General features: G+C 46.5%; 22 protein-coding genes. 17 read left to right on the plus strand and 5 right to left on the minus strand.

Features of this window, described 5'->3' with window-relative positions:
* Positions 1-5 precede the first annotated feature (5 nt).
* A complete protein-coding gene (ftsW, locus tag GC096_RS30220; RefSeq protein WP_171635503.1) occupies positions 6-1,184 on the minus strand; it encodes a putative lipid II flippase FtsW in 1,179 nt (392 codons plus the stop codon).
* Positions 1,185-1,197: 13 nt separating this feature from the next.
* On the minus strand, positions 1,198-1,545 hold the full coding sequence (locus GC096_RS30225; protein WP_056612435.1) for a YugN family protein: 348 nt from the start codon (positions 1,543-1,545) through the stop codon (positions 1,198-1,200).
* Between the two features lie 206 nt (positions 1,546-1,751).
* Here GC096_RS30225 and GC096_RS30230 point away from each other — a divergent pair, with 206 nt between their 5' ends.
* From GC096_RS30230 to GC096_RS30250, 5 genes are all read left to right on the plus strand, one after another.
* Positions 1,752-2,921 carry a M20 family metallopeptidase gene (locus GC096_RS30230; RefSeq protein ID WP_171635505.1) on the plus strand — a complete coding sequence of 390 codons (1,170 nt, stop codon included), beginning with the start codon at positions 1,752-1,754 and terminating at the stop codon, positions 2,919-2,921.
* 102 nt (positions 2,922-3,023) lie between these two features.
* On the plus strand, positions 3,024-3,437 hold the full coding sequence (locus GC096_RS30235; RefSeq protein ID WP_171636201.1) for a CBS domain-containing protein: 414 nt from the start codon (positions 3,024-3,026) through the stop codon (positions 3,435-3,437).
* 135 nt (positions 3,438-3,572) lie between these two features.
* Complete coding sequence (locus GC096_RS30240; RefSeq protein ID WP_171635507.1) at positions 3,573-5,678, plus strand: PAS domain-containing sensor histidine kinase; 2,106 nt, start codon at positions 3,573-3,575, stop codon at positions 5,676-5,678.
* Positions 5,679-5,814: 136 nt separating this feature from the next.
* Entirely contained in the window at positions 5,815-6,966 is a 1,152-nt protein-coding gene (locus GC096_RS30245) for a Gfo/Idh/MocA family protein (protein WP_171635509.1), read from the plus strand.
* A 20-nt stretch (positions 6,967-6,986) separates the two neighbouring features.
* Positions 6,987-8,060: a Gfo/Idh/MocA family protein gene (locus GC096_RS30250; protein ID WP_171635511.1), complete on the plus strand. Its 1,074-nt coding sequence runs from the start codon at positions 6,987-6,989 to the stop codon at positions 8,058-8,060.
* Here GC096_RS30250 and GC096_RS30255 read toward each other — a convergent pair.
* On the minus strand, positions 8,005-8,931 hold the full coding sequence (locus tag GC096_RS30255; RefSeq protein ID WP_171635513.1) for a LysR family transcriptional regulator: 927 nt from the start codon (positions 8,929-8,931) through the stop codon (positions 8,005-8,007). The genes GC096_RS30250 and GC096_RS30255 overlap by 56 nt on opposite strands.
* A 117-nt stretch (positions 8,932-9,048) precedes the next feature.
* Between GC096_RS30255 and GC096_RS30260 the strand changes: the two genes are divergently transcribed.
* The 4 genes from GC096_RS30260 to GC096_RS30275 all read left to right on the plus strand — a co-directional run bounded on the left by GC096_RS30260 (position 9,049) and on the right by GC096_RS30275 (position 13,554).
* Entirely contained in the window at positions 9,049-9,237 is a 189-nt protein-coding gene (locus tag GC096_RS30260) for a hypothetical protein (RefSeq protein ID WP_171635515.1), read from the plus strand.
* A gap of 70 nt (positions 9,238-9,307) precedes the next feature.
* Positions 9,308-10,993 (plus strand): DNA repair helicase XPB, encoded by a 1,686-nt coding sequence (locus tag GC096_RS30265; protein ID WP_246303056.1) that lies wholly within the window; start codon positions 9,308-9,310, stop codon positions 10,991-10,993.
* A 17-nt stretch (positions 10,994-11,010) separates the two neighbouring features.
* Entirely contained in the window at positions 11,011-13,053 is a 2,043-nt protein-coding gene (locus GC096_RS30270; protein ID WP_171635517.1) for a helicase-associated domain-containing protein, read from the plus strand.
* Positions 13,054-13,104: 51 nt separating this feature from the next.
* Positions 13,105-13,554 (plus strand): YlbF/YmcA family competence regulator, encoded by a 450-nt coding sequence (locus GC096_RS30275; RefSeq protein WP_157256856.1) that lies wholly within the window; start codon positions 13,105-13,107, stop codon positions 13,552-13,554.
* 39 nt (positions 13,555-13,593) lie between these two features.
* On the opposite strand, the gene GC096_RS30280 is transcribed toward GC096_RS30275, so the two are convergent.
* Complete coding sequence (locus GC096_RS30280; RefSeq protein ID WP_171635519.1) at positions 13,594-14,598, minus strand: asparaginase; 1,005 nt, start codon at positions 14,596-14,598, stop codon at positions 13,594-13,596.
* Positions 14,599-14,645: 47 nt separating this feature from the next.
* Between GC096_RS30280 and GC096_RS30285 the strand changes: the two genes are divergently transcribed.
* From GC096_RS30285 to galU, 5 genes are all read left to right on the plus strand, one after another.
* Positions 14,646-14,909 carry a YlbG family protein gene (locus GC096_RS30285; RefSeq protein ID WP_056612401.1) on the plus strand — a complete coding sequence of 88 codons (264 nt, stop codon included), beginning with the start codon at positions 14,646-14,648 and terminating at the stop codon, positions 14,907-14,909.
* A gap of 268 nt (positions 14,910-15,177) precedes the next feature.
* The gene (locus GC096_RS30290; RefSeq protein WP_056612399.1) at positions 15,178-15,615 is read left to right on the plus strand and encodes a hypothetical protein; all 438 of its coding nucleotides are present in this window, start codon (positions 15,178-15,180) and stop codon (positions 15,613-15,615) included.
* 114 nt (positions 15,616-15,729) lie between these two features.
* On the plus strand, positions 15,730-16,641 hold the full coding sequence (locus GC096_RS30295) for a selenium metabolism-associated LysR family transcriptional regulator (RefSeq protein ID WP_171635521.1): 912 nt from the start codon (positions 15,730-15,732) through the stop codon (positions 16,639-16,641).
* 17 nt (positions 16,642-16,658) lie between these two features.
* Positions 16,659-17,504, plus strand: coding sequence for a PHP domain-containing protein (locus GC096_RS30300; protein WP_171635523.1), 846 nt, complete (start codon positions 16,659-16,661; stop codon positions 17,502-17,504).
* Positions 17,501-18,379: a UTP--glucose-1-phosphate uridylyltransferase GalU gene (gene galU, locus GC096_RS30305; RefSeq protein ID WP_171635525.1), complete on the plus strand. Its 879-nt coding sequence runs from the start codon at positions 17,501-17,503 to the stop codon at positions 18,377-18,379. Before GC096_RS30300 ends, galU begins: the two co-directional genes overlap by 4 nt.
* Before the next feature lie 63 nt (positions 18,380-18,442).
* Here galU and GC096_RS30310 read toward each other — a convergent pair whose 3' ends face one another.
* Positions 18,443-20,206, minus strand: coding sequence for an Rqc2 family fibronectin-binding protein (locus GC096_RS30310; protein ID WP_171635527.1), 1,764 nt, complete (start codon positions 20,204-20,206; stop codon positions 18,443-18,445).
* 409 nt (positions 20,207-20,615) lie between these two features.
* Here GC096_RS30310 and GC096_RS30315 point away from each other — a divergent pair, with 409 nt between their 5' ends.
* From GC096_RS30315 to GC096_RS30325, 3 genes are all read left to right on the plus strand, one after another.
* Entirely contained in the window at positions 20,616-23,429 is a 2,814-nt protein-coding gene (locus GC096_RS30315; RefSeq protein WP_171635529.1) for a calcium-translocating P-type ATPase, SERCA-type, read from the plus strand.
* A 592-nt stretch (positions 23,430-24,021) separates the two neighbouring features.
* Positions 24,022-24,852: a diaminopimelate epimerase gene (gene dapF, locus GC096_RS30320; protein ID WP_171635531.1), complete on the plus strand. Its 831-nt coding sequence runs from the start codon at positions 24,022-24,024 to the stop codon at positions 24,850-24,852.
* A gap of 16 nt (positions 24,853-24,868) precedes the next feature.
* Positions 24,869-26,743, plus strand: a complete 1,875-nt coding sequence (locus tag GC096_RS30325) for a bifunctional homocysteine S-methyltransferase/methylenetetrahydrofolate reductase (protein ID WP_171635533.1) — start codon at positions 24,869-24,871, stop codon at positions 26,741-26,743.
* Positions 26,744-26,752 lie beyond the last annotated feature (9 nt).

The following is a 26,752-nucleotide window of genomic DNA, read 5'->3' on the forward strand; positions in this document are numbered from 1 at the left end:
TTATATTATGTCGATAAGGGTCTCTTTTTATGGGTTTTCTGTGCTTTTTGTGTAGCTGGTAATTCTTTGTAGGATTGTTCACGAGAAATCCCGAGAATAATCCCCATGCTAATGAGAGAGACCATCATAGAAGAGCCGCCTGCTGAGATGAAGGGGAGCGTTACACCTGTAAGTGGAATGGTATTGGTGACGCCGCCGATATTAATAAAGGCTTGTATAGCGAACATGACCATGATTCCTACACCGGATAACATACCGAACATGTCGGGACAACGTACTGCAATGAGAATACCTCGCCAAATGAAGATTAAATAGATGAGAAGGAAGAGAGAGCTGCCAATAAATCCAAGCTCCTCGCCGATAATAGCAAAGATGAAATCGTTATGTGCTTCCGGTAAATAGTGAAGCTTCTGAATACCTTGTCCGAATCCGGCGCCAGTTAGTCCGCCATGTCCGAATGCGTATAAGGATTGCACAACTTGTAAGCCTGAGCCTTGCGGGTCAGCGAATGGATCCATAAATGAAGTTATTCGATTGAGCCTAAAGTTGGAGTCAATATCGCCTAATAACAAGTATAAGAGGATTGCAATACCAAGAAAAATCGTAAGAATAGTTCCAAGATAAAAAATATGCTTGAGGTTAGACCCGCCGACCATGATAACAATAGCTGAGCACGCTAGAAGTATCATACAGGAACCAAAATCGGGCTGTAAGAGGATCAAACTGCACACGAAACCTACGATCAAGATGGCAGGGAGTAATCCCTTACGAAAACTTCTGAATTTCTCTTCTTTATTACTGATCAGCGAAGCTAAGTAGAGAATGACGATTAACTTGGCAAACTCAGTCGGTTGTATCCCGTATCTGCCAAGTGAGTACCAGCTGCTCGCCCCATTCGCTTTACTCGTAAAGACGACGAAGATTAAGCCAAGTACAATGAAGAAGAAAGCAGGGATAACGAGCTTCTTTAACTTCGTGTAATGGACATTCATGCAAAATAACATGCCAATGGTGCCGACCCCGACAGCAAAAATTTGCTTTCTCGTAAAGAACCAAGGGTCGTCCCAGCGATAGGCACTAGTCATTGAACTTGCGCTGAACACCATAACTAGACCAAAACAGACCAACACAAAGGTTAATAAGAGCAGCAGAAAATCCGGCGTTCCTCTTCGAGGGGGATTCATGCTGATTCCTCGCCTAGTCTGCTAATAATTGTTGCAGTTGGTCTAATTTTTGTTTGGAAATCTTAAGTACGTTCTCTGGAATTGGAGAATTGTAGTCCAAGCCATGTGGGAACGTTTCTTTGCCTATGTAAGCTTCTTCTAGATATAATACGGCATAGGGAGATTCTAGCTTGCCTGTTTCTACGCGTGCATTTACACGTAAGAAGTACACAGCTTTGCTTGCTTTATCTTCCATTTTAAAATCGTAAGTAGCACGGGTGTATTCCCATTGCCAGCGCACGAAACCAAGTTTAGTTGTTACTTCGTCTAAGTGAGCCAAATCGCTTTTTAGGCCTTTTAAGCCAGTTGCTTCAATAATCAATTTTAACGCCTCCATATTGTACGTTTGCATTCTTTTCTCATGATAGTATGTTTCTAATGGTTCTGCAAGTCGATTGCCATCTGTAAATTCTAATATTTGATGGCACTTTAGAGATGAAACCGTGATTGATATTTGATAGAATAGGTTTCAAGAGATTATTTTAGATATATAGTTAGGTGATCACGCCTTAGGAGGTGGATGAACGTATGAATTATTTTCATGAAGATCTCCAAGCCATTTATGAAGAAATGGTGGGCTGGAGACGTTATTTACATCAGCATCCTGAGCTTTCCTACCATGAATATCAGACCGCAGAATTTGTAGCGAAGCATTTGCTAAGCTGGGATATTGAAGTGCGTACTGGCGTAGGCGGGAATGGTGTTGTTGGTTTGCTTCGCGGCAGTGGCGAAGGACCGACGGTTGCTCTGCGTGCAGACATGGATGCTCTCCCCATTCAGGATGAGAAGAACTGTGACTATACATCAACTAAGAACGGGATTATGCATGCCTGTGGACATGATGCACATACATCAACTTTGCTTGGGATCGCCAAAGTGGCAAGCATGCATCGGACGGAGATCAAAGGGAATCTGGTTTTTCTATTCCAGCATGCTGAAGAAATTTCGCCAGGTGGAGCTGACTCGATGATCAAAGACGGCGCTCTGGATGGTGTAGATGCTGTATTCGGCGTTCATTTATGGACACCGTTCCCTGTTGGTCATGTTTACACGCGATCTGGGCCTTTCATGGCCGCGCCAGATGAATTCACGATTCGCATCCAAGGGAAAGGCGGACATGGCGGATTGCCTCACCAAACGATTGACAGCGTGTACGTCGCCTCACAATTAGTCGTTAATTTGCAATCGATTGTAAGCCGCCAAGTTGACCCTGTTGAGCCTTGTGTGGTCAGTGTAGGCTCGTTTCATGGCGGGACTAGCTTCAATGTCATTGCAGAAACGAGTGTACTAAACGGAACTGTACGTACCTTCAATCCAGAATTAAGACAAGAAGTGAGAACACGCATGGAGAGAACCGTACAGGCTACTTGTGACATGTCGCAAGCTACCTACGAGATGGAATATAAGCTAGGCTATCCGACTGTAATCAATGATGCTAACGAAGCAGCTCGTTTCTTTCAAGTAGGCGCCGCTTTGTTTGGTGAGGAGGCTGTACATGAATCCCCTCTTATTATGGCCGGAGAAGACTTTTCCTATTATTTGCAAGAGAAGCCAGGTTGCTTTATGTTCGTAGGTGCTGGTAATGTGGATGCGGGCATCGTATATCCTCATCATCACCCGAAGTTCGATATAGATGAAAGATCTATGCTGAACGCAGCAAATTTACTCCTGTCTATGGCCTTGGATTATATGGCATGAATGTCCTTGGTGCTTTGGTGAATGCTAATGTAGCAATTATTTTTTGCCTAACATGACACCAAGGAGGATGATGAGTTGTCGGATAAATTAGTGAAGGACATCATGAGTAAAGACTGTGTGACGGTTACCTTACTGGATAATGTGTTCGAGATTGCTTTGAAAATGAAACAGCACGACATTGGATTTGTTGGGGTTCTCGACGGGGATACCTTCATAGGCGGCGTTACGGACCGAGATCTTGTTATTCGTGGTTATGCAGAAAAGCATTCAGGGTCAACGGCTGTAGAAACCGTCATGACGAAGGGGATGATCACAGTGGCTTCTAATACGACTGTTGATGAAGCCGCTAAGATCATGGCACAGCACCAAATTAGGCGCTTACCCGTCATTGATAATGGGAAGCTTGTCGGTATTGTAGCGATTGGCGATTTGGCGATTAGAGGGAATTATGAAGATGAGGCTGGCGAAGCCTTAAGTCAAATTTCGAAAGAACCAACGCTTGTTGGAAGTCATTAAAGAAGTCGATTTTCATGTGAAAGCAGCTTTCCCGAATGGAGGGAGGGTTGCTTTTTTTCATATCTTCTCTTTACGAGGTGTATCCATGTGAGTGATAATAATAACGAAATAGTGAAGGGGGTCCGTATAGAATAGATGAGCACGTTTGAAGAGAACGCTTCTATGGGATTTATCATTCTAGATTCAAACTGGCATTTTATATACGCAAACGACTATGGTGCAAGTATTTTAAATCGATCTCCTGAAGAACTGCTTGGTAAAATGGCGTGGGCAGAGTTCCCAGCTGCAATTCGGCATGCTTCCTACAGTTATTTTCATCAAGCTCGCAAAAGTGGTAAAGAAACTTCATTCAAAGAATATGTAAAGCCATCCAATCAATGGATACAAGTTAGTGCCTATCCCGTTGGTGAGAACTTACATATTGTTATTCGTAAAACAGAAATGCTTGCCAATCATTATGCTATGGAAAACGATCTTTATCAAAAGTACACAAACTATGTTCAAGATCTCATTTCATTGACATCAGAAGATGGCATGCTACTCTATGTTTCGCCTTCGGTAAAAAACCTTCTGGGGTATGAACTGGAGGATATGTACGGTGCAAGCGTATTAGCTTTTTGTCACTCGGAAGATATCGATGGGCTGAAGAACATTTTTATCAACGAAAAAGAGTGTGCTACGAATGATCAAGGAATTGTGACCTGTCGTTTCCTTCATAAAAAGGGTTGGTATGTATGGTTAGAAAATAATTTCAAGTGGTTATCGGACGAGCAAGGTAAACGTACTCAGAATTTAGGGATTTGGCGCGATATATCAGAACGTAAGATTGTTGAAGATCGGTTCCTACAAGCACAACGTTTAGGTCAATTCGGCAGTTTTGAACAAGATTTGGATGAAGATTCGATTTCGTGGTCGATTGAAATGTTCCGAATACATGGGTTTGAACCTTCTGTAAGAATTGATTTGTGTAAAGCAATTGAGCCCATTGTCGTAGATGACCGTGAGAAAGTAGCGCTCGCGATTAAGCAAGCCATACTGGTTGGAATGTCAGATATAGAATACAAAATTACACGACAAGATGGCGATATTCGCCATTTGCGTTCTCAAATTGAACGAGTGGTTCTAGATGGGGGGCGAATGGCCGTACGTGGATTGGTTCATGATATTACCATTCACAAACGGGTTGAGCATGAGTTGATCCAAAGTAAAGCTAAATTGGAAATCGCCCAAGAAATAGCAGGCCTGGGCCATTATGAGTGGGATACAATTAATAACATGGTGTATGTATCCGATGAATTGAACGCGTTATTTGGCTGCAAAGATGCGGTCCAAACGTTGCCTATTGAGGTACTTCATGAAAGTATACACCCTGAGGATAATGTAAGAATGAGGATGGCCATAAAAAAGGCCTTACATGAAGGGACAATGGATCTCATTTTTAGAGTCGTAGTTAGAGACGAGGTGCGCATTCTGCATACCTTAGCCAAAACTACGTATGATGAATGGGGAAGAGCGCTGTGTTTATTTGGCACAGTTCAGGATATTACGGTTCAGAAACAAACGGAGGAGCTGCTTCGTAAAACGGAGAAATTGCATGTTGCTGGCCAATTGGCTGCTGGTATTGCACATGAGATTCGCAACCCGTTGACGGCGCTAAAGGGCTTCGTGAAGCTGATGTGCCACGCCAATGAAGAAAGTAAATTGCGCTATTATCATATCATGCAAGAAGAGTTTAATCGGATTGAGTTGATTCTCGGAGAGCTGCTCATTCTTGCCAAGCCGCAAGCCGTCGCTTACATGCCGCATGATCCTGTAACGATACTTGAAGAAGTGATACAGCTCTTAAATACAGAAGCTATCATGAATAATGTTGAAATTGTACTGATTGCCAATACGATTCATTCATTTGTCAATTGTGAGCGGAATCAAATCAAGCAAGTTTTTGTCAACGTGATCAAAAATGCGATTGAAGCGATGCCATCTGGCGGTATCTTGACCATTACTGCATACAATCAAGCTAACGGGGTCAACCTGCAGTTTGTTGATCAAGGCCAAGGTATTTCAGAGGATAGACTGCCGCGGATAGGTGAACCCTTTTATACGACAAAGGAAAAAGGGACAGGGCTTGGTATGATGGTGAGTTTTACAATCATTGAAGAGCACCACGGTGTGATCCGATATCAAAGTAAGCTAGGCGTCGGAACGACGGTCAGTATTCAATTACCGTCATCTGCACAGTAAACTTGGTCTCATACGTGTGTAACTGTCAAAGTTCGCAATAAGGTAGTCAATCTGCGACAAGATGCCTCCTCTTAAATATGCTAAAGTGAAAACGTGCTTAATAATTGTGAATCTGACAAGAAAAAGGTGACGTACAGTGGAGAAAGTAAGGATTGGTATCGTTGGTCTAGGTAACATGGGAACTGGACATGCCAAATATTTAGTGAATAATGAAGTCAAGGGCGGCGTTCTTACCGCTATTTGTGAACCGAGAGCAGATCGTCTAGAGTGGGCAAAAGAAAATCTTGGTGAAGGTGTCAAGCTATTTGACAATCTGGATGATTTTCTGGCTTCTGGCTTGATTGATGGGGTTTTGATCGCAACGCCTCACTATGATCACCCTGAAACAGCTGTACGCGCTTTCCAAGCAGGCATGCACGTTATTTGTGAAAAGCCGGCTGGCGTGTATACCAAACAAGTGCGTCAAATGAATGAAGCAGCAGAAGCTTCAGGTAAAGTATTCAGCATGATGTACAATCAACGTACAAATCCTCTATATAAAAAATTAAAGGATCTGGTTTCTTCTGGTGAACTAGGTGAGATTCGCAGAACGAACTGGATTATTACCAATTGGTATAGATCACAAAGCTATTACGATTCTGGCGGCTGGCGTGCTACTTGGGCTGGAGAAGGCGGCGGTGTACTTATTAACCAAGATCCGCATCAACTGGACCTATGGCAGTGGACGATTGATATGATGCCGAAGCGTGTTCGTGCATTCTGTTATTTCGGGAAGCACCGCAATATCGAAGTTGAAGATGATGTAACGGCATTCGTTGAGTATGAGAATGGCGCAACAGGATTGTTCGTGACGACAACAGGTGAAGCGCCTGGGACGAATCGTTTCGAGTTGTCTGGCGACCGTGGTAAAATTGTCATTGAAGATGGCAAATTGACGTTCTGGCGTTTACGCGTTTCCGAAAGAGAATTCAATGAAACGTACAAAGGCGGCTTTGGTCAACCGGAATGTTGGAAATGTGAAATCCCAGTTGAAGGTAAAGAAACGGGCCACATGGGGATCACACAGAACTTTGTTGATGCCATTCTTCATGGCACACCATTGATTGCTCCAGGAGCAGAAGGCATTAAAGGTTTAATGATTTCCAATGCGATCATGCTCTCAACATTCACAGACAACTGGGTTGATTTGCCGATCGACGAAGATCTTTTTGAGCAGCATTTGCAAGAGAAAATCAAAAATTCCAAATCAAGTAAAGAAGCAGGCTCCTTTAAAACACTTGATGTCTAAGATCATGGGGGAAATTCGATATGCAAAAAAATGATGGCATGAATTATGCGCCCAAAGGGAAACCGAACCTTGTTGTTCAAAAAGGGGAGTTTACCTTTGCAGTAATTGCGTTGGATCATGGTCATATTTATGGCATGAGTAACGGACTTCTAGAAGCTGGCGCTGAACTCAAATGGGTGTACGATCAAGACCCAGCGAAAGTAGCGGCATTTGTCGCGAAGTTTCCTCAAGCTCAGATTGCTGCTTCTGAAGATGAGATTCTTCATGATCCAGAAGTGAAGCTTGTCGCTTCCGCAGCTGTACCTTCAGAGCGTGGTCCTCTCGGGATTCGTGTGATGGAGCATGGCAAGGACTATTTCACAGATAAAACACCATTTACTTCCCTGGACCAGCTTGCTGCGGCGAAGTCCGTAGTTGAAGCTACAGGACGTAAATATGCTGTTTACTATAGTGAACGACTTCACGTGGAAAGTGCGGTTTTCGCGGGTCAGTTGATTGAAGAAGGCGCGATTGGTCGCGTGGTTCAAGTGATTGGCTTAGGACCTCACCGTTTGAATGCTTCAAGCCGTCCGGATTGGTTTTTTGAGAAGGATAAATATGGCGGTATTCTATGTGATATCGGCAGCCATCAAATCGAGCAGTTCCTCTTCTATTCGGGCTGTAAAGATGCGACAGTCGTTAGCAGTAAAGTAGCGAACTATCATGCGAAGGATTATCCGGAGCTAGAGGATTTCGGCGATGCGACACTGATTGGGGACAATGGGGCAACGAATTATTTCCGTGTAGACTGGCTGACGCCTAATGGCTTAGGAACATGGGGAGACGGGCGTACATTGATTCTTGGAACTGAGGGTTATATCGAGCTGCGTAAATATATTGATATTGCTCGCGATCCGCAGGGAGATCAGTTGTATCTAGTCAACCAACAAGGAGAAAAGCACTACAGTCTGCATGGACAAGTAGGCTTTCCTTTCTTCGGTCAGTTGATTCTGGATTGCATTCATCGTACAGAAACTGCGATGACCCAAGCACATACGTTCAAAGCGGCTGAATTGTGCTTGATTGCTCAACAGAAAGCCGTTCGTGTGGAGTAGTTTCACACATTAGCTGGATGAAGTTTGTCAAGGGTACAGATAATTGTCTTTTGGCATGATAGCATAATTGCACATTTAATTTAAAATTCGGGTAGTTCAGCGGTAATATCGCTAACTGCCCGTTTTGTGTTTCCGTTGTTACGGTCGTTCTTGGCAGTAAGCAAAGGCCGAGTCCGTGCATAGCGCATTTTTTGATCGTTTCATAGTTATTAATCTCATAGGTGAGTGTATACTGCACATTATGTTTACGCAGCATCGTTTCGAATAATTTCCGACAACGTCCTCCTGAGATGGACATCAGAATTTCAGCGCCATTGAGATCCTCCGGTATAATAGCCGATTTCGCGGCTAAGGGGTGGTCAGGTGCTGCCACAATGACAAACTCCTCTTCTTGTATCGTCCTATAGATTAAATCAGGATCGCTGAGTTCCTTGTCGACGATGAACCCTAAATCGCATTCGCCTGCCTTCAGCGCACGGGATGTATCATTTTCCAATAATTCATTGATGGTGATCGTAATGTTTGGAAAGCACTTTTTGAAAGCGCCGAGGAACGGAGGCAGCATATAAGAGAAGAGCGTTGTTTCGTGTGTGCCAATCATAAAGCTTCCTGTCGTTTGACCAGCTACATTGATTTTGGACTCCTCATATAACTTCAACATTTTCGCTGCATATCGCAGTAAAATGTCCCCCGCAGGCGTAGGTCTCATCTTTTTATCGATCCGCTCGAAGATTTCAACCCCGTATTCGATCTCTAGCTTTTGGATTTGGGAGGTCACACTAGACTGAGCGTATCCCAATTTTTCGGAAGCCTTCGTAAAGTTTTGCCATTTCGCTACTTCGAGCAGTGTTTTATATAAGGTAAGATCCATCTGTATGCACTCCTCAACCATCACTATTTTCGATCGAAACGATCATTTATTATAGATAACTCTGGTACTTCTTGCCATGTTAAAATCAATTCCAACCAAAGGATGGGGGGAATTACCATGTGGAACTTATACGAGATAGAGAAAAAATTTGAGGCTCATGTGAAAGATGTTGAAGCGCGCGCGAGGAAAGCACATTGGTACACGAAAGAGGAGAAAGTTGGTGTGCGCCCTGGCGTAGTTGCAAGTTGGGTGTCTTTATTTGCCATCATGATTGTCGGGATTATCGCCGTGTATGAACTCTTTTGAGATACGTTAGCATGGAGACCATGTTTAAATCAAGTACTTTCCCTTCATACTAAAGGAAAAAGGAGGGAATATGCGATTGACTATGGATCCTTCAAAGCCTCTGATTGTTCAGAGCGATTTATCTATCCTCCTCGAAACGAATCATCCGGAATTTGACAAGCTTCAGGGTAAGCTGGCTCGCTTTGCAGATCTAGTGAAAAGTCCAGAACATCTTCACACCTATCGTGTTACTCCATTGTCTTTGTGGAACGCAGCTGCAGCAGGCATGGGGTTGGAAGAGATGACATCCTGCTTGCAGCAGCATGCCAAATTTGGTGTACCCTCTGCTGTGCTTAGCACGATTCGGAAATATACGAAGCGCTATGGGATTCTACGCATGCTGCATGTGGGGAAGGAACTCTTCTTGGTCAGCGAGGATACCGTCGTTTTCAAAGAAATTTGTGCCTATGAGTCTTTGCAAAACTATCTCAAGGATGCCCGTGGTGAACGGGCTATTGCCATATCACCGAGCCATCGGGGGATTTTGAAGCAAGAGTTAATGAAGCTCGGTTATCCCGTGGAGGATCTAGCTTCCTACCGCAGCGGAGAATTTCTGGAGATTCCTTGGCGTGACGAAGATCAGATGGATGAGCCTTTCCAACTGCGCGATTATCAAAAGCAAGCCGTAGACGCTTTTCAGCAGGTTGGCCATGGTGGAAGCGGTGTTCTGGTGCTCCCTTGCGGAGCAGGTAAGACGGTAGTGGGGATCGCCGCAATGGCGAAAGCAAGCTGTGCAACACTGATCCTTACCTCGAATGTAACGTCAGTGAAGCAGTGGAAACGTGAAATTTTAAGTAAGACCGGACTAACTAGCGATCAGGTGGGTGAGTATAATGGCACCACGAAGGAGATAAGACCCATCACCATTGCCACCTACCAAATACTAACGCACCGCGGGAGCAAGGAGGCTGAATTCTCGCATTTGCGGTTATTTAGCGAGAGGGAGTGGGGCCTCATCATTTATGATGAGGTTCACCTTCTGCCTGCCCCCGTTTTTCGTGCGACTGCGGAGATACAAGCCACACGCAGGCTCGGTTTAACGGCAACGCTAATTAGAGAAGATGGCTTAGAGGGTGACGTGTTCTCATTAGTCGGGCCCAAGAAGTATGACATGGCGTGGAAGCAGCTCGAAACGATGGGGTGGCTGGCTAAGGTGACTTGCCAAGAAGTGCGGGTACCCCTGTCAATTATGGACCGAGATCGTTATCATGCCTCAGAATCTAGGCACCAGTTCCGGATTGCCGGAGAGAATACAGCGAAGCTTGCGGTCATTGATTATTTGTTGAAGCTCCATCCGGATGAACCGACGTTAATTATCGGTCAATATATTGATCAGCTTGAAGAAATTGCAATTCATACAGGTGCTCCCATGATATGCGGCAGTACCCTTCATGAACGTCGAGAAGAGCTATATGAACAATTCAAAAAGGGGCAGCTCCCACTGCTCATCGTTTCCAAAGTAGCGAATTTCGCTGTCGATCTCCCAGATGCGGCAATCGCCATTCAGGTATCGGGAAGTTATGGCTCGAGGCAAGAAGAGGCACAACGATTGGGGCGTATTCTTCGGCCGAAGCGAAATGGTGAGAACACGGCCGTCTTCTATTCACTCGTTAGCGCGGACACGAAAGAACAGGATTTTGCCATGAAGAGGCAGCTCTTTCTTGTAGAACAAGGATATCAATACGAGATTACAAGCTGGAATGAAGCAATAAGATGAGGAGGTAGGCTTGGAAAATGAAGTACGAGCATGTGGAAAGGAAAATGCCGATTTCGTTAAAGGAGTCCATTGTAAGACAACCGTGGTGCTCTGCACTCCGTACGTCAGGGGAATCATTAGAAGAGATTCTTACGCTTCCTACTCATTTAGCTGAACTCTATCTTCATCTCTCTTCCGATGAGAAGCGAACGTTACGCCTGGTGTTGTCAACGTTCGGCTGTCTGCCTTTTACTGGCGAGAGGTTGGAAAAAGAAGCAGTGCTCCAAATGTCTGGTGCTCAAGTCAGTTTGGGGTTATGGGGACTTCGTCGTTATGGTGTCATTGTTGCTTTCCGTAAATCATGGGGAGAACAGTTGTACACGCTGCCTGAGGATGCATTCGCAGGTTGGCAGAGCCTAGTGTTTCCTGCCGTAAGGCTTACCGAGCAAAGCAATGTAGACGTGTTAAGCGATCTCAGCGATCACATGGCAGATATGGATGAAGGTGTCCCTTCGAATCCACGAGGACTCGCGCAGCAATTGTTTCATTGTATGGTCAACTGTTCGCGACAATCCGAACTTTCCCTTACGAGTAAAGGAACTTTACATAAAAAGCAGTTGCAGAAGATTACGGAACATGTGAGTTTACCCGCAAGAATAGTAACACAGTCAGGACTTACATACGCATTCACGGACGTGTATGATGAGCCTGCCGCGTTGATGCTTGAATTAGGCATGCGAATGGGATTCCTCTATAAAAATGAAGCAGGCAACAGGTTCCTATTCCATCATCGTCATTTTAAGCGTTGGATTCAAAGCTCCTATGAACACCAACAAGCGCAATTGTATCGTATTTGGCGGCAGGCTTTGATCCCCGCTCCGGTTTGGCTGGAGCATGGGATCGCATTCATGGAAAGGGCGACTGTCTTGCAGTGGTATAGTTTATCGGAGCTGTTGCAAGCCGTTCGCTCATGCTATTCGATTGGCCATAAACCGATGGACGAGGAGACTCTTCGTCAGGAGCTAATGACAGCCTGGATTAGGCCTTTGTCCACATTTCGATTTGTTGAGTTAGCGGAAAATCAAGAGGGGCAACTTTGGTTCAGATGGCTGATCACTCCTATGTTGCGTTCAGGTGAGCTTTCAGACTCTCTCAACGAGCTGGCTGTCCGAACCGATCCATCTCTATACGTTCAGCCTGATTTCGAAGTGCTTTTACCACCTAATGCTTCTCTGCGCTTAGAGTGGGGAGTTGCGGCATTTGCTGACCTGCAGAACACCGATCTCGTACGTACCTATCGTTTGACTAAGGAAAGCTTCCAGCGCGCGTTAGATCATGGTCTGAGAAGCTCAGACGTAATTCAAGTTCTGCGTGATCATGCTTATTATGAAATTCCCGAACAAGTGATCATCACCTTGCAGCAGTGGGAGGAGCAGAAGGACAAGCTCTACCTAACGGATGTAACACTGCTTCGCTGTCAAACGAATGAGGTTGCGGAAGCTTTGCTTCGGAATGAGAAGTGCCGCAATCTGCTCGGGGAGCGTATGGGAGAAACCAATTTTATTATTTCACGCGCGCATATTAAACATTTGACGAAATGCTTGGAAGCGATGGGTTTCCACCCCAATCAAAGTGCAATTCCGAATTTTTTGAGTGATGAAGAGCCGGAGATTCCATTATGGAATGAGCCTCAATTAGGCCTCTGTTACTCTAAAGATACAATTCAATTATATGAAATTGATCCATATTTGCCGCGGCGGGAGGACTTATATCCAGATATGAAGCAAATTCCTATGAGTTGGATCAAAGAGTTACGCGACTATCATGCCTCTACGCGGAAGGATATGATTCGTAAAGCTATCGAATGGAAAAGTGTGCTTCAGTTGAGAAAAGAAGGACGCGACTGCTTCATTATCCCGCGCATGCTGCGCGAAGATCGAACAGGTTGGATTCTGGAGGGGTGGGAAGAATATGAGGAGGTCGCTTGGACCAGTGAGGATTGGAAAGAGATGAAGCTCATATTACCAGGAATCAACGATGGGTCTGTAAGAGAAAAGGAAGAAACTCTTGGCGAACTGTGATATGATAGAAGTGTTATAGACTTTTTCGCGAGGAAGGATGAGGTTGTCGTAATGTTACAAACAATGGAAACAGAAACACTGGATATGTCGGCTATCCTTATGCAAGCTTACGATATGGGTGATATGATTAATTCTTCTGCGGAAGTTGCAGATTATTTATATTGGAAGACCGAGGTCGCGAACAGCAGAGAAGTGAAAGATTTACAAGCTGTTTTTGCTAGGAAGAAAGATGCTTTTGAGGAGTGCGAGCGTTTTGGGCATTACCACCCGAGCTATCACGATGCTTTAGCAGCTGTGAATGATGTGCAAGAGAAGCTCCTAGCTGTTGAGGCTGTTCGCAAGTACAAAGAAGCTGAGGATCGCTTGGATGACTTGTTGTTCACCGTTTCAACGACGATTGCTCACGCGGTATCAGATTCGATTAAAGTGCCAAGCAATAACCCCTTGCCAACCGGCAAAGGCTGCAGCTCCGGTGGAAGCTGCAGTGGGAATTGCGGTTAATGTAGGGACGTAAGGATTACTTCGTGATCAAAAGCGGCCTCACAGGCAGAAATCGGGGCGGATGCGTCCGACCTCGGTTCCTTGCCAGTTGTGAACGGCAGGTGTATGGAATTCCTTGAGCTCACTAACCTCGGTTTCCGACAGATAGCCTAGCTGCTTTAACGCCTCAGTGACTGCGGGATACAAAGCACGAATGTTTCCATCTTCTACTTTTAAGACGAAGCCAATGGCTTGATCGGGTATGGAGAGGGCGAAGATGCCTTCAGCACCCATTTTGCCTATGATTCGGCCTTTTGTAACCTCGATTAATCGCGTATCGAAGCGGTCGCTTCCTGCGAGGAATTGAGGATATTTTCGCACAGCATTGACAATTCTCTGGCAAGCGTTTGCACGCTCTGCAGATAGCCCTTCGGGGCTGCCCAATCGGGCAAAAGCGAGCGCGAGATGGTTGATCGGCATCCCAAACACTGGGACACCACAGCCGTCAATTCCGAGCTCCATCTGCTCCTTAGGCACATCTGACATGGCGCTAACAGCATCTAACATTAAGACTTGAACAGGATGCTCAGGGCTCATGTAGGAATCTGGTGAAGCGCCAAGATGGCTGCTTAAGGATAGCATACCCGAATGTTTGCCCGAGCAATTGTTGTGCAAAGTTGACGGGGACTCTCCCCGTTCACGCATCGCCTGTGCAGTTGGCGCATGGTACGGCTCATGCGCACCGCATTGCAGATGCTTCGCATGATACCCAAGCTTGCCCAGGATGCCGCGGGCCGTGCTCACATGCTCAGCTTCCCCATTGTGGGAAGCGCAGCATAAGGCAATTTCGGCCTCAGTCAGGCCGAAATGATCAGCCGCGCCGGATTCAATGACCGGCAAGGCTTGAATCAGCTTCGCCGTCGAACGGGCGAAGGTGAGCAGGTGCGGATCGCCTGCACCGTGCAGGAGCGTTCCTTGGTTATCGACAACAGCAAGGTGGATGCGATGTATGCTTTCTGTGATATGTCCGCGAGACACGCGGACAATAGTGTCTGATGGCTTCATGTTGTGAGATCACTCCATACTAGGATTATTGAAAAGAGGTTGCAATCATGATGATTGAGCGAAGCGGATTAATCATTTGGGTAAACGATATTAAAGCGGCCAGAAATTTGGAGCGGTTCGGTTCCCTTCATTACATATCCAAGAAAATGAATTATGCCGTTCTTTATATACATGCCAGCAAATTGGAAGAGACCACACGCAGTCTGCTCAAGTTGCCTTACGTCAAGAAGGTAGAGAAATCATATCGTAATGAAATTAAGACAGAGTATAGTAGTGACGTTCCTGACAAAACTAGATTTTACACGCTTTGAGGCTACAGTGCAAAATGAAAGCTTCGTGAGAAGCTTTTTTCTTTTTTTTCTCCTTATAGGGACCTTGGTCGATCTCGTTTGAATGACTTTGTTAGAAGTTTTCTCAATTTTCCGAAAATTAGGCATAGTTTGTTGTCTTCATAAATACTTATTAATAATTTTATATATTCTTCCATGGGAAAAAAAGTTATAATACAGTAAAATATAACTTACAGAACTTCAGGGAGTAGGTATTCGGTCCCATTTAAATAGGAAAGGGGATGTGATCATGAAAGATAAGGTTATGGGGAGATGGAGTACTTACGAACCATTCTTCGTACAGCTAGGTGATAAGAAAGTGGCGGATATCGTGATCACGAATCATGCTAAGCTGAGATGGAGCGATCGTATTTCTAGCGATAACAATTCACTTGAGGAAATCTGCGCGTTTCTCTGGGAGAAGCTTAAAAATGATAGCATGGTCCCTTATTATCGGAACGAAGAAGACGTCTACCTGATTGATGATGATTTGGTGGTAGTGGCTGAATTCTCCCATTTGGAGCATGAGACGGATCTTGTAGGCAATCCTCTGCACAAAATGATCATCGTTACCTTTCTTGGCAAAATGTCAGAGACCATGGAGCTGCGCGATTTGAAATCGTACTATTCCTGGTTGAGACACTCTCGTCGTATGACCTTAATCAAGAATAGTCGCAAGCGGCGCTAATCATGTCATTGAGCAGAGTATGTCTGGAGCTAGGGCAGACATACTCTTTTTTGTCGTCTTGATGGACTGTACGGGTTCGATTTCATATAATGGAGCAAAGAGAGGCGGTATATCATGGCACTTAATTTTCATCAATTACACATTTTCTATACCGTAGCGGAAAAAGGCAGTTTCTCACATGCAGCCGGTGCGTTACATATGACACAGCCTGCCGTGACGATGCAGGTACAGTCACTTGAGGATTACTTTGGTGTGAAGCTCTTTCATCGCAGCACCAAGAAGATCGAACTGTCCGAAGCAGGACGAGCTTTGCTGCCATTTGCCAAAAATAGCATTGAGCTTATTCGCGACACCGATGTCGCGATGTCGAAATTTACTATGATGATCGAAGGGCGTCTGCAGCTAGGTGCCAGCTTAACGATGGGGGAGTACATTTTACCTCGGCTTCTGGGTCCTTTCAGCAAGGATTACCCGAACATCTCCGTATCGATGAAAGTAATGAACACTGCCCAAATCTTGGATGAGGTACTTAGTCATCAACTCAATTTCGGTCTTGTTGAAGCGCCTATTCATCATCCAGACGTTCATACCGAACCGATCCTTAGTGACGAGCTGCGACTCATTGTTCCTTCGGATCATCCGCTAGCGGATGCCCCGGTTGTTACATTGGAAGAGTTGTTAAAGTATCCGTTTGTTCTACGTGAACAGGGCTCAGGTACTAGGAGAGTCATGGAGGAAGAATTCGCTCGCTGCAACATGGATTGTTCCTCCATGAAGATCGTGATGGAGCTAGGAAGCACAGGAGCCATCAAATCGGCTGTTGAAGCGGGATTAGGGATTTCTATTCTTTCGCAATCGTCCGTGAAGCATGAGGTAACGCTAGGCCTTTTTAAAGTGAAAAAAATCGAGAATATCGTGTTTGAGCGCAGCTTTTATGCGATTTATTTAAACTCGACCTTGCTGCCTATATCGGCCGTAAGCTTCATGACGTTCTTGAGACAAGAAGATTTAAGTCGTTTTCTATAAGAAGGACGGGGGATTGAATGGAAGCAGACTTACATTCACATACAACAGCTTCAGACGGGACGCAGTCGCCGAGAGCGAATGTCCAGATGGCTTTAGACGCAGGATTAGGTGCAATTGCGATTACGGATCATGATACCATTTCGGGGGTAGCGGAGGCACTTGCGGCAGGCACGGAATTGGGCATTGTCGTTGTTCCCGGCGTTGAAATTTCAACGGTTGCGAATGGCCAGGACATTCATATTCTGGGTTATTACATGAACATTGCCGATGAACAATTCCTACAACGCTTGTCGTCTTTACGTGATACAAGGGATACCCGTAATGAGATGATTATTGCACGACTGCAGCAGCTTGGCATCGACATTACGATGGAGGAAGTTCTCAAAGAAGTCGCCAATGTGAAGCGCAAAGGTGATACAGTTGGGCGGCCGCATATTGCTGCTGTGCTCATGAATAAAGGCTATGTGAGTACGATTACGGAAGCTTTCGATCGCTATTTGGCTACGGGAGCTGCTGCTTACGCCAATCCACCTCGTATTGAGCCGGCAACGGCGATTACATGGATTCATGAAGCTGGCGGCAAAGCGGTGCTTGCACACCCTGGTATTTATCACGATGATGCGCTAGTAGAGGTCATTACTTCACAGGGATTAGATGGGATTGAAGTGTATCATGCTGATCATTCGCTCGAAGATGAAGAAAGATATAGACTTCTTGCAGAGCGTAAAGGGCTGCTGATCACGGCAGGCTCTGATTTCCATGGCGTACGTGATGGAGTTGCTTTCCACGGGGCTATCGGCTCGAAACGCATCGGCATGGATGTCGTGGAACTTTTACAGTTATCGAAGGAGGATCGCTCATGAAAAAAATTCGAAAAGCCATTATTCCCGCGGCGGGACTAGGCACCCGTTTCTTGCCCGCAACCAAAGCGCAGCCCAAGGAAATGCTGCCCATCGTTGACAAACCAGCTATTCAGTACATAGTAGAAGAAGCGATTGAGTCCGGCATTGAGGATATTATCATCGTTACAGGACGTAACAAACGTGCGATTGAGGATCATTTTGATAAATCCGTAGAGCTTGAGATGATGCTTGAAGAAAAAGGGAGCACACAGCTGCTGGAGATTGTGAAATCGGTGTCTAATCTAGCGGATGTTCATTATATTCGTCAGAAGCAGCCGCTTGGCCTGGGTCACGCTATTCTCTGCGCGCGCAAATTTATTGGAGATGAGCCATTTGCCGTTTTACTTGGGGATGATATTCTCCAATCTACTCCACCTGGGCTTAAACAGATGATGGATATTTATGAGCAGACGGAAACCTCCGTCATTGCGGTTCAAGAGGTGCCTTGGGCTGATGTTAGCAAATATGGTATCGTTTCTCCAGCGACGAGCTACGCGAACTATCGATTGATTGAGGATCTGGTCGAGAAGCCTGATCGAGATCAAGCGCCTTCGAATTTAGCGGTAATTGGCCGTTACATCATTATGCCGGAAATTTTCCGCATTTTGGAGCGTCAAGAGCCTGGCCGCGGTGGTGAGATTCAATTAACGGATGCCTTGCGCGTGCTGAATAAGGAACAGCAGATGGCGGCTTACTTGATGCAAGCTAAGCGCTACGACGTTGGGGACAAGCTGGGGTATATTGAAGCGACCATTGAACTTGCCTTACAGCGTCCGGATTTGCAAGTGCAAGTAAAGGCTTATTTACTTTCATTAATTAAGCAATGGGATTTGTAGCAATGGTTATTTATATGGAAAAAACCTATCGAGAATTAATCTCTGATAGGTTTTTTGGCATGTTTATTTAATGGTCACCTTCAATTGCTTGATTTCTTCTTCCTCTGGTGTCACATAAACTGTCTTCTGATTCACGTAAATGACAAAGCCGGGCTTCGAGCCGTTTGGCTTATGGACATGCTTGATCGTTGTGTAATCCACAGGAACTTGACTGGAGTTTTTGGCTTGACTGAAGTAAGCAGCTAGCTGCGCGGCTTCAAGCAAAGTGGTGTCGCTGAACTCACCGCGAATGACGACGTGGGAGCCAGGAATATCCTTGGTATGCAGCCATGTATCCATCGAAGAAGCAAGGCGATTCGTCAGATATTCGTTTTGTGTATTATTTTTTCCAACATAGATAGGAACCCCCTCGCTGGATTCGTAGCAGGCTAGAGCGGGCTTATCTTTTTTCTTTTTCTTACGCTGCTTTTTGTTGCGATCGCGCACATAACCTTGCTCCATAAGCTCATCACGAATCTCTTCAATATCCGGCAAGGAGGCAACACTCAACTGCTGCAGCAGCGTTGTGAGATAGGTAATCTCTTGGTGCGTTTGGGCAATTTGCTCCTCGACGATCACCGTACTATTTTTCAATTTACTATATTTCTTAAAATAGCGCTGTGCATTTTCCGCCGGGCCAAGAAGCGGATCCAATGTGATGGTGATCATCGCCTGATCTTCATCGTAGTAATTAATGGCTTGGACTTCTTTGTCGCCTTTCTTGATTGTATGGAGCGAGGCGGTTAACAGCTCTCCGAGAATGCGATACTTATCAGCGTCCTTGGAGTCTTCGATCGTATCCTGAAGTTTTTCCAGTTTTTTAACATTTTTATTGACTTCATTTTGTAAAAATTTCAACAAATCCGATACACGCTGTTTAACCGTATCTCTTTCCGCTTTGTCACCATAGAATTGCTCCAAACACAAGCTTGGCGTTGGGTATGATTTCGACGTGCCCTTGATATGCGTAAGTGGTGTCATCGCGAAGAACAGCTTGCCTGTCGGTTCTTGCTCTACAATGACCGGTTCATAGCGATCCTCGCGCATAGCGGTCATGACTTCGCTGAACGCCTGCCAAAGCGATGCGGTATCGACTTCCGTTTTTCCTTGCATACTGCGATATACAATTTCCTTGGCGATCAGTGGACTTAGTCCGCTGAATGCAGCAACCAACTGTTGCTCAGGTTTAATTGGCGATGGAGATACGGAAACCTCATCAGATGACGATGTCCGCTCTAAGGCTTGAATGAATGCTGCGCTATCAACCTCAAGCGGGTTTTGTTTATCCTGTTCAGGCGGTGTTACATATGTACTCCCTGGCATAACAACCCGGTAAGAACTGATGGCTGGCGTCACATGATGGATGCCGTCTAGAATTGTTCCTGTCACGGGATCGAGCAAGATAATATTGCTGTGGCGGCCCATGATTTCCACAATAATATGCTTAAGGGATATATCTCCTAATTCGTCACGGTGACGAATCTGCAAACGAATGACACGTTCCATGCCGATTTGTTCCACGACCTCAATGACGCCGCCTTCACAATATTTGCGAAGCAGCATACAGAACATAGGCGCATCCATCGGATTCATGGTAACTTGTTCTGTCGTTTGGACGCGTGGATACGTAGGGTTGGCGGAAAGGAGCAGCTTCACGTTCTGCCTTTGGGTGCGAATTTGAAGCACGACGTCATTTTCGCTCGGTTGGTGAATTTTATTAATGCGGCCTCCTACATACATTTGAAGCTCGTGAACAATTGCATGAAGGACGAGTCCGTCTAAAGCCATGATGCATACAACTCCATTCTTTGAGGCTAGTTGTCATTTGTCAGTGTGGTTACCTCTTCATTCCGAGGTTGACAACTTTGCTAATCTCTATGATGCCATACTTTTCACAAAAACTTAAGGGGCTCTGGACAGGAAAGATGATTTCAGGGATATTTTCCTGCTTGTCTGAATACAAATACGTATAAGCGTGAGTTCAAAAAGTACGATTTTCAGCACCGAGAAGGTTGCAAGAAGCTAGGAAATGAGGAGCGGAGCGTAGTGGAAACTACGTGAGCACCGGAAGTTCCGGCTGAATGCAAGATTCGATGTCGAATACACTTCCTGGTATACTTCGTGATCAAAATCGGGCTTTTTGAACAACTTCTAAGTGTGAGACAAGATCAAGTGGATGTGGGAGGGAGAAGGGCGGATGAGTCAGAATAAGTGGTACCAGTTGAACTCGGAGGATGTCTTGCAGTTACAGCAGGTGAATATGCAGCAAGGATTGCCCTGGGAGGAAGCTTGGAAACGGCAGGCTGAGGTAGGGCGAAACGAGCTCTCAGAGGGGCAGCGTGTATCGCCAATCACGTTGCTGTTGAATCAATTTAAAGATTTCATGGTGCTGGTGCTATTGGGGGCGACTCTGATATCCGGCTTGCTAGGTGAATATTTAGATGCGATCACCATCGTCGTCATTATTGTGATGAATGGGATTTTGGGTTTTACACAGGAGTTTCGAGCGGAACGCTCACTACGTGCACTGAAAGAGCTATCTGCGCCGAATGCCAATGTGTGGAGAGAAGGAGCTATTCATCAAATTCCAGCGCGTGATCTGGTGCCAGGTGATATTGTGTTCCTGGAGAGCGGAGATCGAGTCCCAGCGGATGTTCGGTTTCTGGAGACGAATGGCGTCTATATCGAAGAGTCAGCCTTAACCGGGGAGTCCATTGCCGTCAGTAAATCGATTGCCCCTATTCCACATGACGAAGTGCCTCTTGGTGATCAGCGCAACTTGGGCTTCATGGGGACGATGGTTTCTCGTGGTACGGCGAAAGCAGTTGTCGTTCGAATCGGGATGGGCACGGAAATGGGCAAAATCGCTGACCTGATTCAAAATACGGAATCCATGGAAACACCGCTTCAGCACCGATTGGAGCAGCTAGGTAAAATCTTAATTATCGTCGCTATCGCGTTAACGATTCTTGTTGTTGTAGCTGGTATCATGCATGGACAACCACCGTATGCGATGTTCTTGGCAGGTGTCAGCTTAGCTGTTGCTGCTATCCCAGAGGGGCTTCCAGCGATTGTAACCATTGCACTAGCGCTCGGCGTTCAGCGAATGATTAAGCGGAAAGCGATCGTCCGCAAGTTGCCTTCGGTGGAGACGTTAGGTTGTGCCTCCGTTATTTGTTCAGATAAAACGGGGACGCTCACGCAGAATAAGATGACAGTGACCCATTTGTGGGTCGGCGGTGATGTGCTTGAGGTTACAGGAGATGGTTATGCGCCGGTCGGTCATATTCTGCAGAGTGGTCAACATACGGACGCGCACAAGCATCCAACTCTTTCGAAGCTTCTCCACGTGTCAGCCCTTTGTAATAACGCAACGTTAGTTGAAGAAAAACAAGAAACGAAGCGTAAGAAAGGGAAAGAGGGCGCTGGGGGACCATCTTCGATTTGGAACATTAAAGGGGATCCAACAGAAGGAGCCTTAGTTGTTCTAAGTGCCAAGAGTGGGATTACGCAAGTTTCGCTGAGTGAAAAATATAAACGGATCGCCGAGTTCCCTTTCGATTCGGATCGCAAACGGATGTCCGTACTCGTGTCCTCCGAGAATGGCCGCATGGCTTGCACCAAAGGGGCGCCGGATGTGCTGCTACAGCATTGCAGTTATATTTTGTGGGATGGCAAAGTCATTCCCTTTACATCTACATTGAAACAAAAGGTCATCTCAGCGAATGAAGGCATGGCTAAATCAGCGCTGCGGGTGTTGGGTATTGCCTATAAGGAACTTAAAGCGAGTGATCGATATGATGATCATGAGGATGTTGAGAATGGCTTAGTCTTCGTAGGGTTAACCGGTATGATCGATCCTCCGCGCAAAGAAGTGCGTGAAGCGATCTCCAAATGCCGCAAAGCTGGCATCAAGACGGTTATGATCACAGGGGATCACCAAACGACGGCGGAAGCCATTGCGAAGCAGCTCGGGATGATTCCAGCCAATGGTGTCAGCATGAGCGGTCAACAAATCGGACAGCTCTCCGATGATGAGCTCGATGCCAAAGTCAATGATACCTACGTCTATGCGAGGGTGTCCCCTGAGCATAAACTGCGGATTGTGAAATCGTTGCAGCGCAATGGACACGTAGTTGCCATGACGGGTGATGGCGTTAACGATGCACCAGCCATTAAGGCAGCTGATATTGGTATTGCCATGGGGATTACGGGAACCGATGTATCCAAAGAGGCATCCTCCTTAATTCTTAGCGATGATAATTTCTCGACGATCGTTGCAGCGATTGAAGAGGGGCGCAGCATCTATGAAAATATCCGCAAGTTCATTCGCTATTTGCTCGCTTCTAACGTTGGCGAGATTATGACGATGTTCATCGCCATGATGGCGGGGCTTCCGCTTCCGCTTGTGCCTATTCAAATTCTATGGGTGAATTTAGTGACAGATGGTCTGCCAGCGATGGCACTAGGTGTGGATCAGGCAGAGAAAGATCTCATGCAGCATAAGCCGCGCTCGGCCAAGGAAAGTATTTTTGCAAGACGCTTAGGCTGGAAAATTATTTCCCGTGGTATCCTCATCGGGGTATGCACATTGGGTGCCTTCTGGCTCATCTTACGCGTGAATCCAACGGACGCAGAGACCTTGTTGAAAGCGCAAAGTGTCGCGTTTGCGACCTTGGTTATGGCGCAGCTCATCCACGTGTTTGATTGTCGCAGTTCACGTTCCATTTTCCACCGGAATCCTTTGCAAAATAAGTACCTCGTTCTGGCTGTGCTATCATCGCTCATTCTTATGCTCGGAGTTATGTACATCGAAGCCCTACAACCGATCTTCAAAACCGTTCCGCTTGGCTGGAAAGATTGGATTCTCGTTTTAATTGCAGCTGGCATTCCAACTTTCTTTATGGGGCTAGGCAGCGTGTTGTCGCCAAAACGCAACAAAGGTTCCAGAGGTTCGAGAGGTTCAAGCGCCTCTGTGTATACGAAATCATCTAAACCAAGTTTCCGATAAGGGACATGGAGAGATGGAAAGATAGAAAGATGGGAAGAGCTGCCGTGAGGCAGCTTTTTCCTGTTTAGGGCCCCAGCTTCATCTCGACACAGCACTGCCCCGCCCCGCCATACTCCCGCTCTGCCTACGAGTAGATGGATTTTATACAGTTAATTTACTGGAATTTCTCTTAAATCTCCGAATAAATGGATTTTCTCCAGTTATTTTCGGGGGTTTCTTTGGATTTGAATAGAACGGAAGGGATTAACTACATATTTTCCATTTAAACTCAAATTTAGATCATATTCACTTGAAATAGATGTAGGTTTTCCAGTAATTTATTCAGCACCTCCAACTCACACTATTCACCTAACGCAACTTGCCAAATCATATTATTCACCTACCGCAACTCATCCCACCAACACACGCTTACTCACTTACCCTATCTGATCTCCATAGCAAACTCCCACCAACTGCACCAAATCCAAAAGTCACTGTCAGGTTTACAACTATGGCGATTTAGCGACTATGACGTACTGCGAGGGCGCAGGGCTATGCATACTGACGATTTTACGCTATGATAATGGCTAAACCGCACATAGGGGTGCTTGACATGAATTTTACGAAAATGCACGGTCTTGGCAATGATTTTATTGTCGTAGCCGGAGAGAAAGAGCTGCCTGCCGGGGCGGACCAGTTGGCCATTCAGTTGTGTAATCGATTTTTTAGCATCGGTGCTGACGGTGTTGTCTTTATTCTTCCTTCAGAGAAAGCTGATTTTCAAATGCGCATTATCAACTCGGATGGATCTGAGGCCGAGCAATGCGGCAACGCGATCCGCTGTGTTTCCAAATATGTGTACGACCATAAGTTGATTGATGCTGCTGAAATTACCATCGAAACCATTGGTGCTGGTGTACAGAAGGTTCAAGTACATGTGCAAGATGGCCGAGTTGTGACTGCTCGTGTGGACATGGGAGAGCCCATTCTACAAGGACTTCAGGTACCAACGACAGTTGATGCCGATGAAGTAATCGATTATCCAATCGAGGTAGATGGCACATCGTTTCGTTTCACGGCGGTGTCCATGGGGAATCCGCATTGTGTCATTTATGTAGAGGATGCTGTGAATTTTGACCTGGCCACATGGGGGCCTAAGCTTGAGGCACATCCTATGTTTCCGCGTAAAATAAATGTCGAATTTGCAACCGTTCGAGATCGCGCTTATACGGATATGCGTGTTTGGGAACGTGGCGCTGGGCCAACGCTTGCTTGCGGAACGGGCGCTTGTGCTACGCTGGTATCTTCCGTGCTGAATGGTTTATCTGATCGTGAAGCGACCGTTTCACTCAAAGGTGGAGATTTGTTCATCGAGTGGCTGGAAGAAGACAATCACGTCTATATGACGGGGCCTGCAGAAGAAGTGTTTACAGGCAAACTATAGATAGGGGAAATGATGCATGAAATTGGATCTTCGTGCAGCGCTGAAACAGGAGATTTTGACCGGTGACGGCGCTATGGGGACATACTTATATCAGATGGGATTTCCCGTCGGCATTTCATATGAAGAATTGAATTTGCTTAGACCAGAAACGGTCGCTGACGTGCACCGCCGTTATTTCGAGGCAGGTGCGCGTCTTATTGAAACGAATACGTTTTCGGCGAATCGGGAGAAGCTTTCGAAGTACGGGCTGGAAGGCGACGTTGAAGCCATTAACCGTGCGGGTGTTGAGCTGGCTAGGAATGCTGTTGGCGACGATGCTTATGTCGTTGGAGCAATCGGATCCATTCGCGCAGGCAAGCGAAAGAATGTGAGAACCTCTGAGGTCGAGCAATCTTTACAGGAACAGATTGGTATTCTGCTTGACTCACCAGTGGACGGGCTGCTACTCGAGACCTTCTACGATTTGGAAGAGCTGCAGCTTGCTTTACGAATTATTCGCAGTATGAGTGGGCTTCCTGTGATCTGCCAGTTTGCCAATGAGGGCACGGGCAGCACGCAGGACGGTGTTCCGCTGCAAGAAGCGTTCCTGCGGCTACGTGATGAAGGCGCTGATGTGATCGGCTTCAACTGCCGAGTCGGCCCGAACGGGATTCTGCGTTCGATGGAGAAGATCACGCCGATTCCTGGCATTCCATTCTCGGCGTTTCCGAACGCAGGTTTGCCCGACTACGTAGACGGGCACTATACGTATGCGGCGACGCCGAAGTACTTCGCCGAAAGCGCGCTGCGCTTCGCCGATCTTGGCGCGCGCATCATCGGCGGCTGCTGCGGCACGACGCCGGAGCACATCGCCGCTGTGGCGAAGGCGCTGCAGGGCTACGTGCCGGCTGCACCAGGCACTGCTCCTGCGGGAGCCGCTGCGATCGTGCTTGAGCCGGCACCGGCGAAGCCTGCGCCGCCGGCGGGCATACCTTCGCTGCTGGACATCGTGAAGCAGCGCAAAACCGTCATTGTCGAGCTGGATCCTCCGAAGGATCTCGACATCGAGAAGTTCATGCAGGGGTCGAAAGCCCTGCAAGAGGCGCATGTCGACGCCATTACGATGGCCGACAATTCCCTTGCTGTGACGCGCATGAGCAACCTGGCCCTCGGCTACCTCGTGCAAGAGCGTTTGGGCGCGCGTCCGCTCATCCACATCGCGTGTCGTGACCGCAACATGATTGGGACGCAGTCCCATCTCATGGGCTTGCACGCGCTGGGGATAGACCACGTGCTGGCCGTGACCGGCGATCCCGCCAAGTTCGGCGATCTCCCGGGGTCCAGCTCTGTGTATGACCTTACCTCATTCGAAATTATTCGGATGATCAAACAGCTCAACGAAGGCATCGCCTTCTCCGGTAAACCCTTGAAGCAGAAGGCTAATTTCGTTGTTGGTGCGGCATTCAATCCGAATGTGAAGCATTTAGATAAAGCCGTTCAACGCTTGGAGCGCAAGATCGAGGCAGGCGCAGATTATATCATGACGCAGCCCGTGTACGATGCGAAGCTCATTGAAGATATTTATGAAGCGACCAAGCATTTGCAAATTCCTATTTTCATCGGGATTGCCCCGCTGGCTAGTGGAGGCAATGCCGAATACCTGCACAATGAGGTTCCAGGTATTCGTTTATCGGATGAAGTTAGAGCACGAATGGATGGCTTGAAAGGTCCAGAAGGTCGCGCCATGGGTGTGGAAATTGCCAAAGAATTGCTGGATACCGCGATGCAATACTTTAATGGTATTTATCTGATGACGCCATTTCTGGCGTACGAAATGTGCGTAGATCTGACGAACTATGTGTGGGAAAAGTCGAAAAGGCATGATTTCCACTTGTACCCACTTTCAAAATGAATTAAAATA

The sequence above is a fragment of the Paenibacillus plantarum genome, assembly GCF_013141695.1.
Taxonomy (GTDB): domain Bacteria; phylum Bacillota; class Bacilli; order Paenibacillales; family NBRC-103111; genus Paenibacillus_E; species Paenibacillus_E plantarum.

Bases quoted from the DNA above. Each gene is read 5' to 3' on its own strand.
- GC096_RS30315 (WP_171635529.1), top strand. From the start codon at position 20,616: ATGAGTCAGAATAAGTGGTACCAGTTGAACTCGGAGGATGTCTTGCAG.
- GC096_RS30300 (WP_171635523.1), top strand. From the start codon at position 16,659: ATGGAAGCAGACTTACATTCACATACAACAGCTTCAGACGGGACGCAG.
- GC096_RS30310 (WP_171635527.1), bottom strand. From the start codon at position 20,206: ATGGCTTTAGACGGACTCGTCCTTCATGCAATTGTTCACGAGCTTCAA.
- GC096_RS30235 (WP_171636201.1), top strand. From the start codon at position 3,024: ATGAGTAAAGACTGTGTGACGGTTACCTTACTGGATAATGTGTTCGAG.
- GC096_RS30240 (WP_171635507.1), top strand. From the start codon at position 3,573: ATGAGCACGTTTGAAGAGAACGCTTCTATGGGATTTATCATTCTAGAT.
- GC096_RS30255 (WP_171635513.1), bottom strand. From the start codon at position 8,931: ATGGATCTTACCTTATATAAAACACTGCTCGAAGTAGCGAAATGGCAA.
- GC096_RS30290 (WP_056612399.1), top strand. From the start codon at position 15,178: ATGAAAGATAAGGTTATGGGGAGATGGAGTACTTACGAACCATTCTTC.
- dapF (WP_171635531.1), top strand. From the start codon at position 24,022: ATGAATTTTACGAAAATGCACGGTCTTGGCAATGATTTTATTGTCGTA.
- GC096_RS30270 (WP_171635517.1), top strand. From the start codon at position 11,011: ATGAAGTACGAGCATGTGGAAAGGAAAATGCCGATTTCGTTAAAGGAG.
- GC096_RS30275 (WP_157256856.1), top strand. From the start codon at position 13,105: ATGTTACAAACAATGGAAACAGAAACACTGGATATGTCGGCTATCCTT.
- GC096_RS30295 (WP_171635521.1), top strand. From the start codon at position 15,730: ATGGCACTTAATTTTCATCAATTACACATTTTCTATACCGTAGCGGAA.
- GC096_RS30260 (WP_171635515.1), top strand. From the start codon at position 9,049: ATGTGGAACTTATACGAGATAGAGAAAAAATTTGAGGCTCATGTGAAA.
- GC096_RS30250 (WP_171635511.1), top strand. From the start codon at position 6,987: ATGCAAAAAAATGATGGCATGAATTATGCGCCCAAAGGGAAACCGAAC.
- galU (WP_171635525.1), top strand. From the start codon at position 17,501: ATGAAAAAAATTCGAAAAGCCATTATTCCCGCGGCGGGACTAGGCACC.
- ftsW (WP_171635503.1), bottom strand. From the start codon at position 1,184: ATGAATCCCCCTCGAAGAGGAACGCCGGATTTTCTGCTGCTCTTATTA.
- GC096_RS30285 (WP_056612401.1), top strand. From the start codon at position 14,646: ATGATGATTGAGCGAAGCGGATTAATCATTTGGGTAAACGATATTAAA.
- GC096_RS30280 (WP_171635519.1), bottom strand. From the start codon at position 14,598: ATGAAGCCATCAGACACTATTGTCCGCGTGTCTCGCGGACATATCACA.
- GC096_RS30230 (WP_171635505.1), top strand. From the start codon at position 1,752: ATGAATTATTTTCATGAAGATCTCCAAGCCATTTATGAAGAAATGGTG.
- GC096_RS30265 (WP_246303056.1), top strand. From the start codon at position 9,308: ATGCGATTGACTATGGATCCTTCAAAGCCTCTGATTGTTCAGAGCGAT.
- GC096_RS30325 (WP_171635533.1), top strand. From the start codon at position 24,869: ATGAAATTGGATCTTCGTGCAGCGCTGAAACAGGAGATTTTGACCGGT.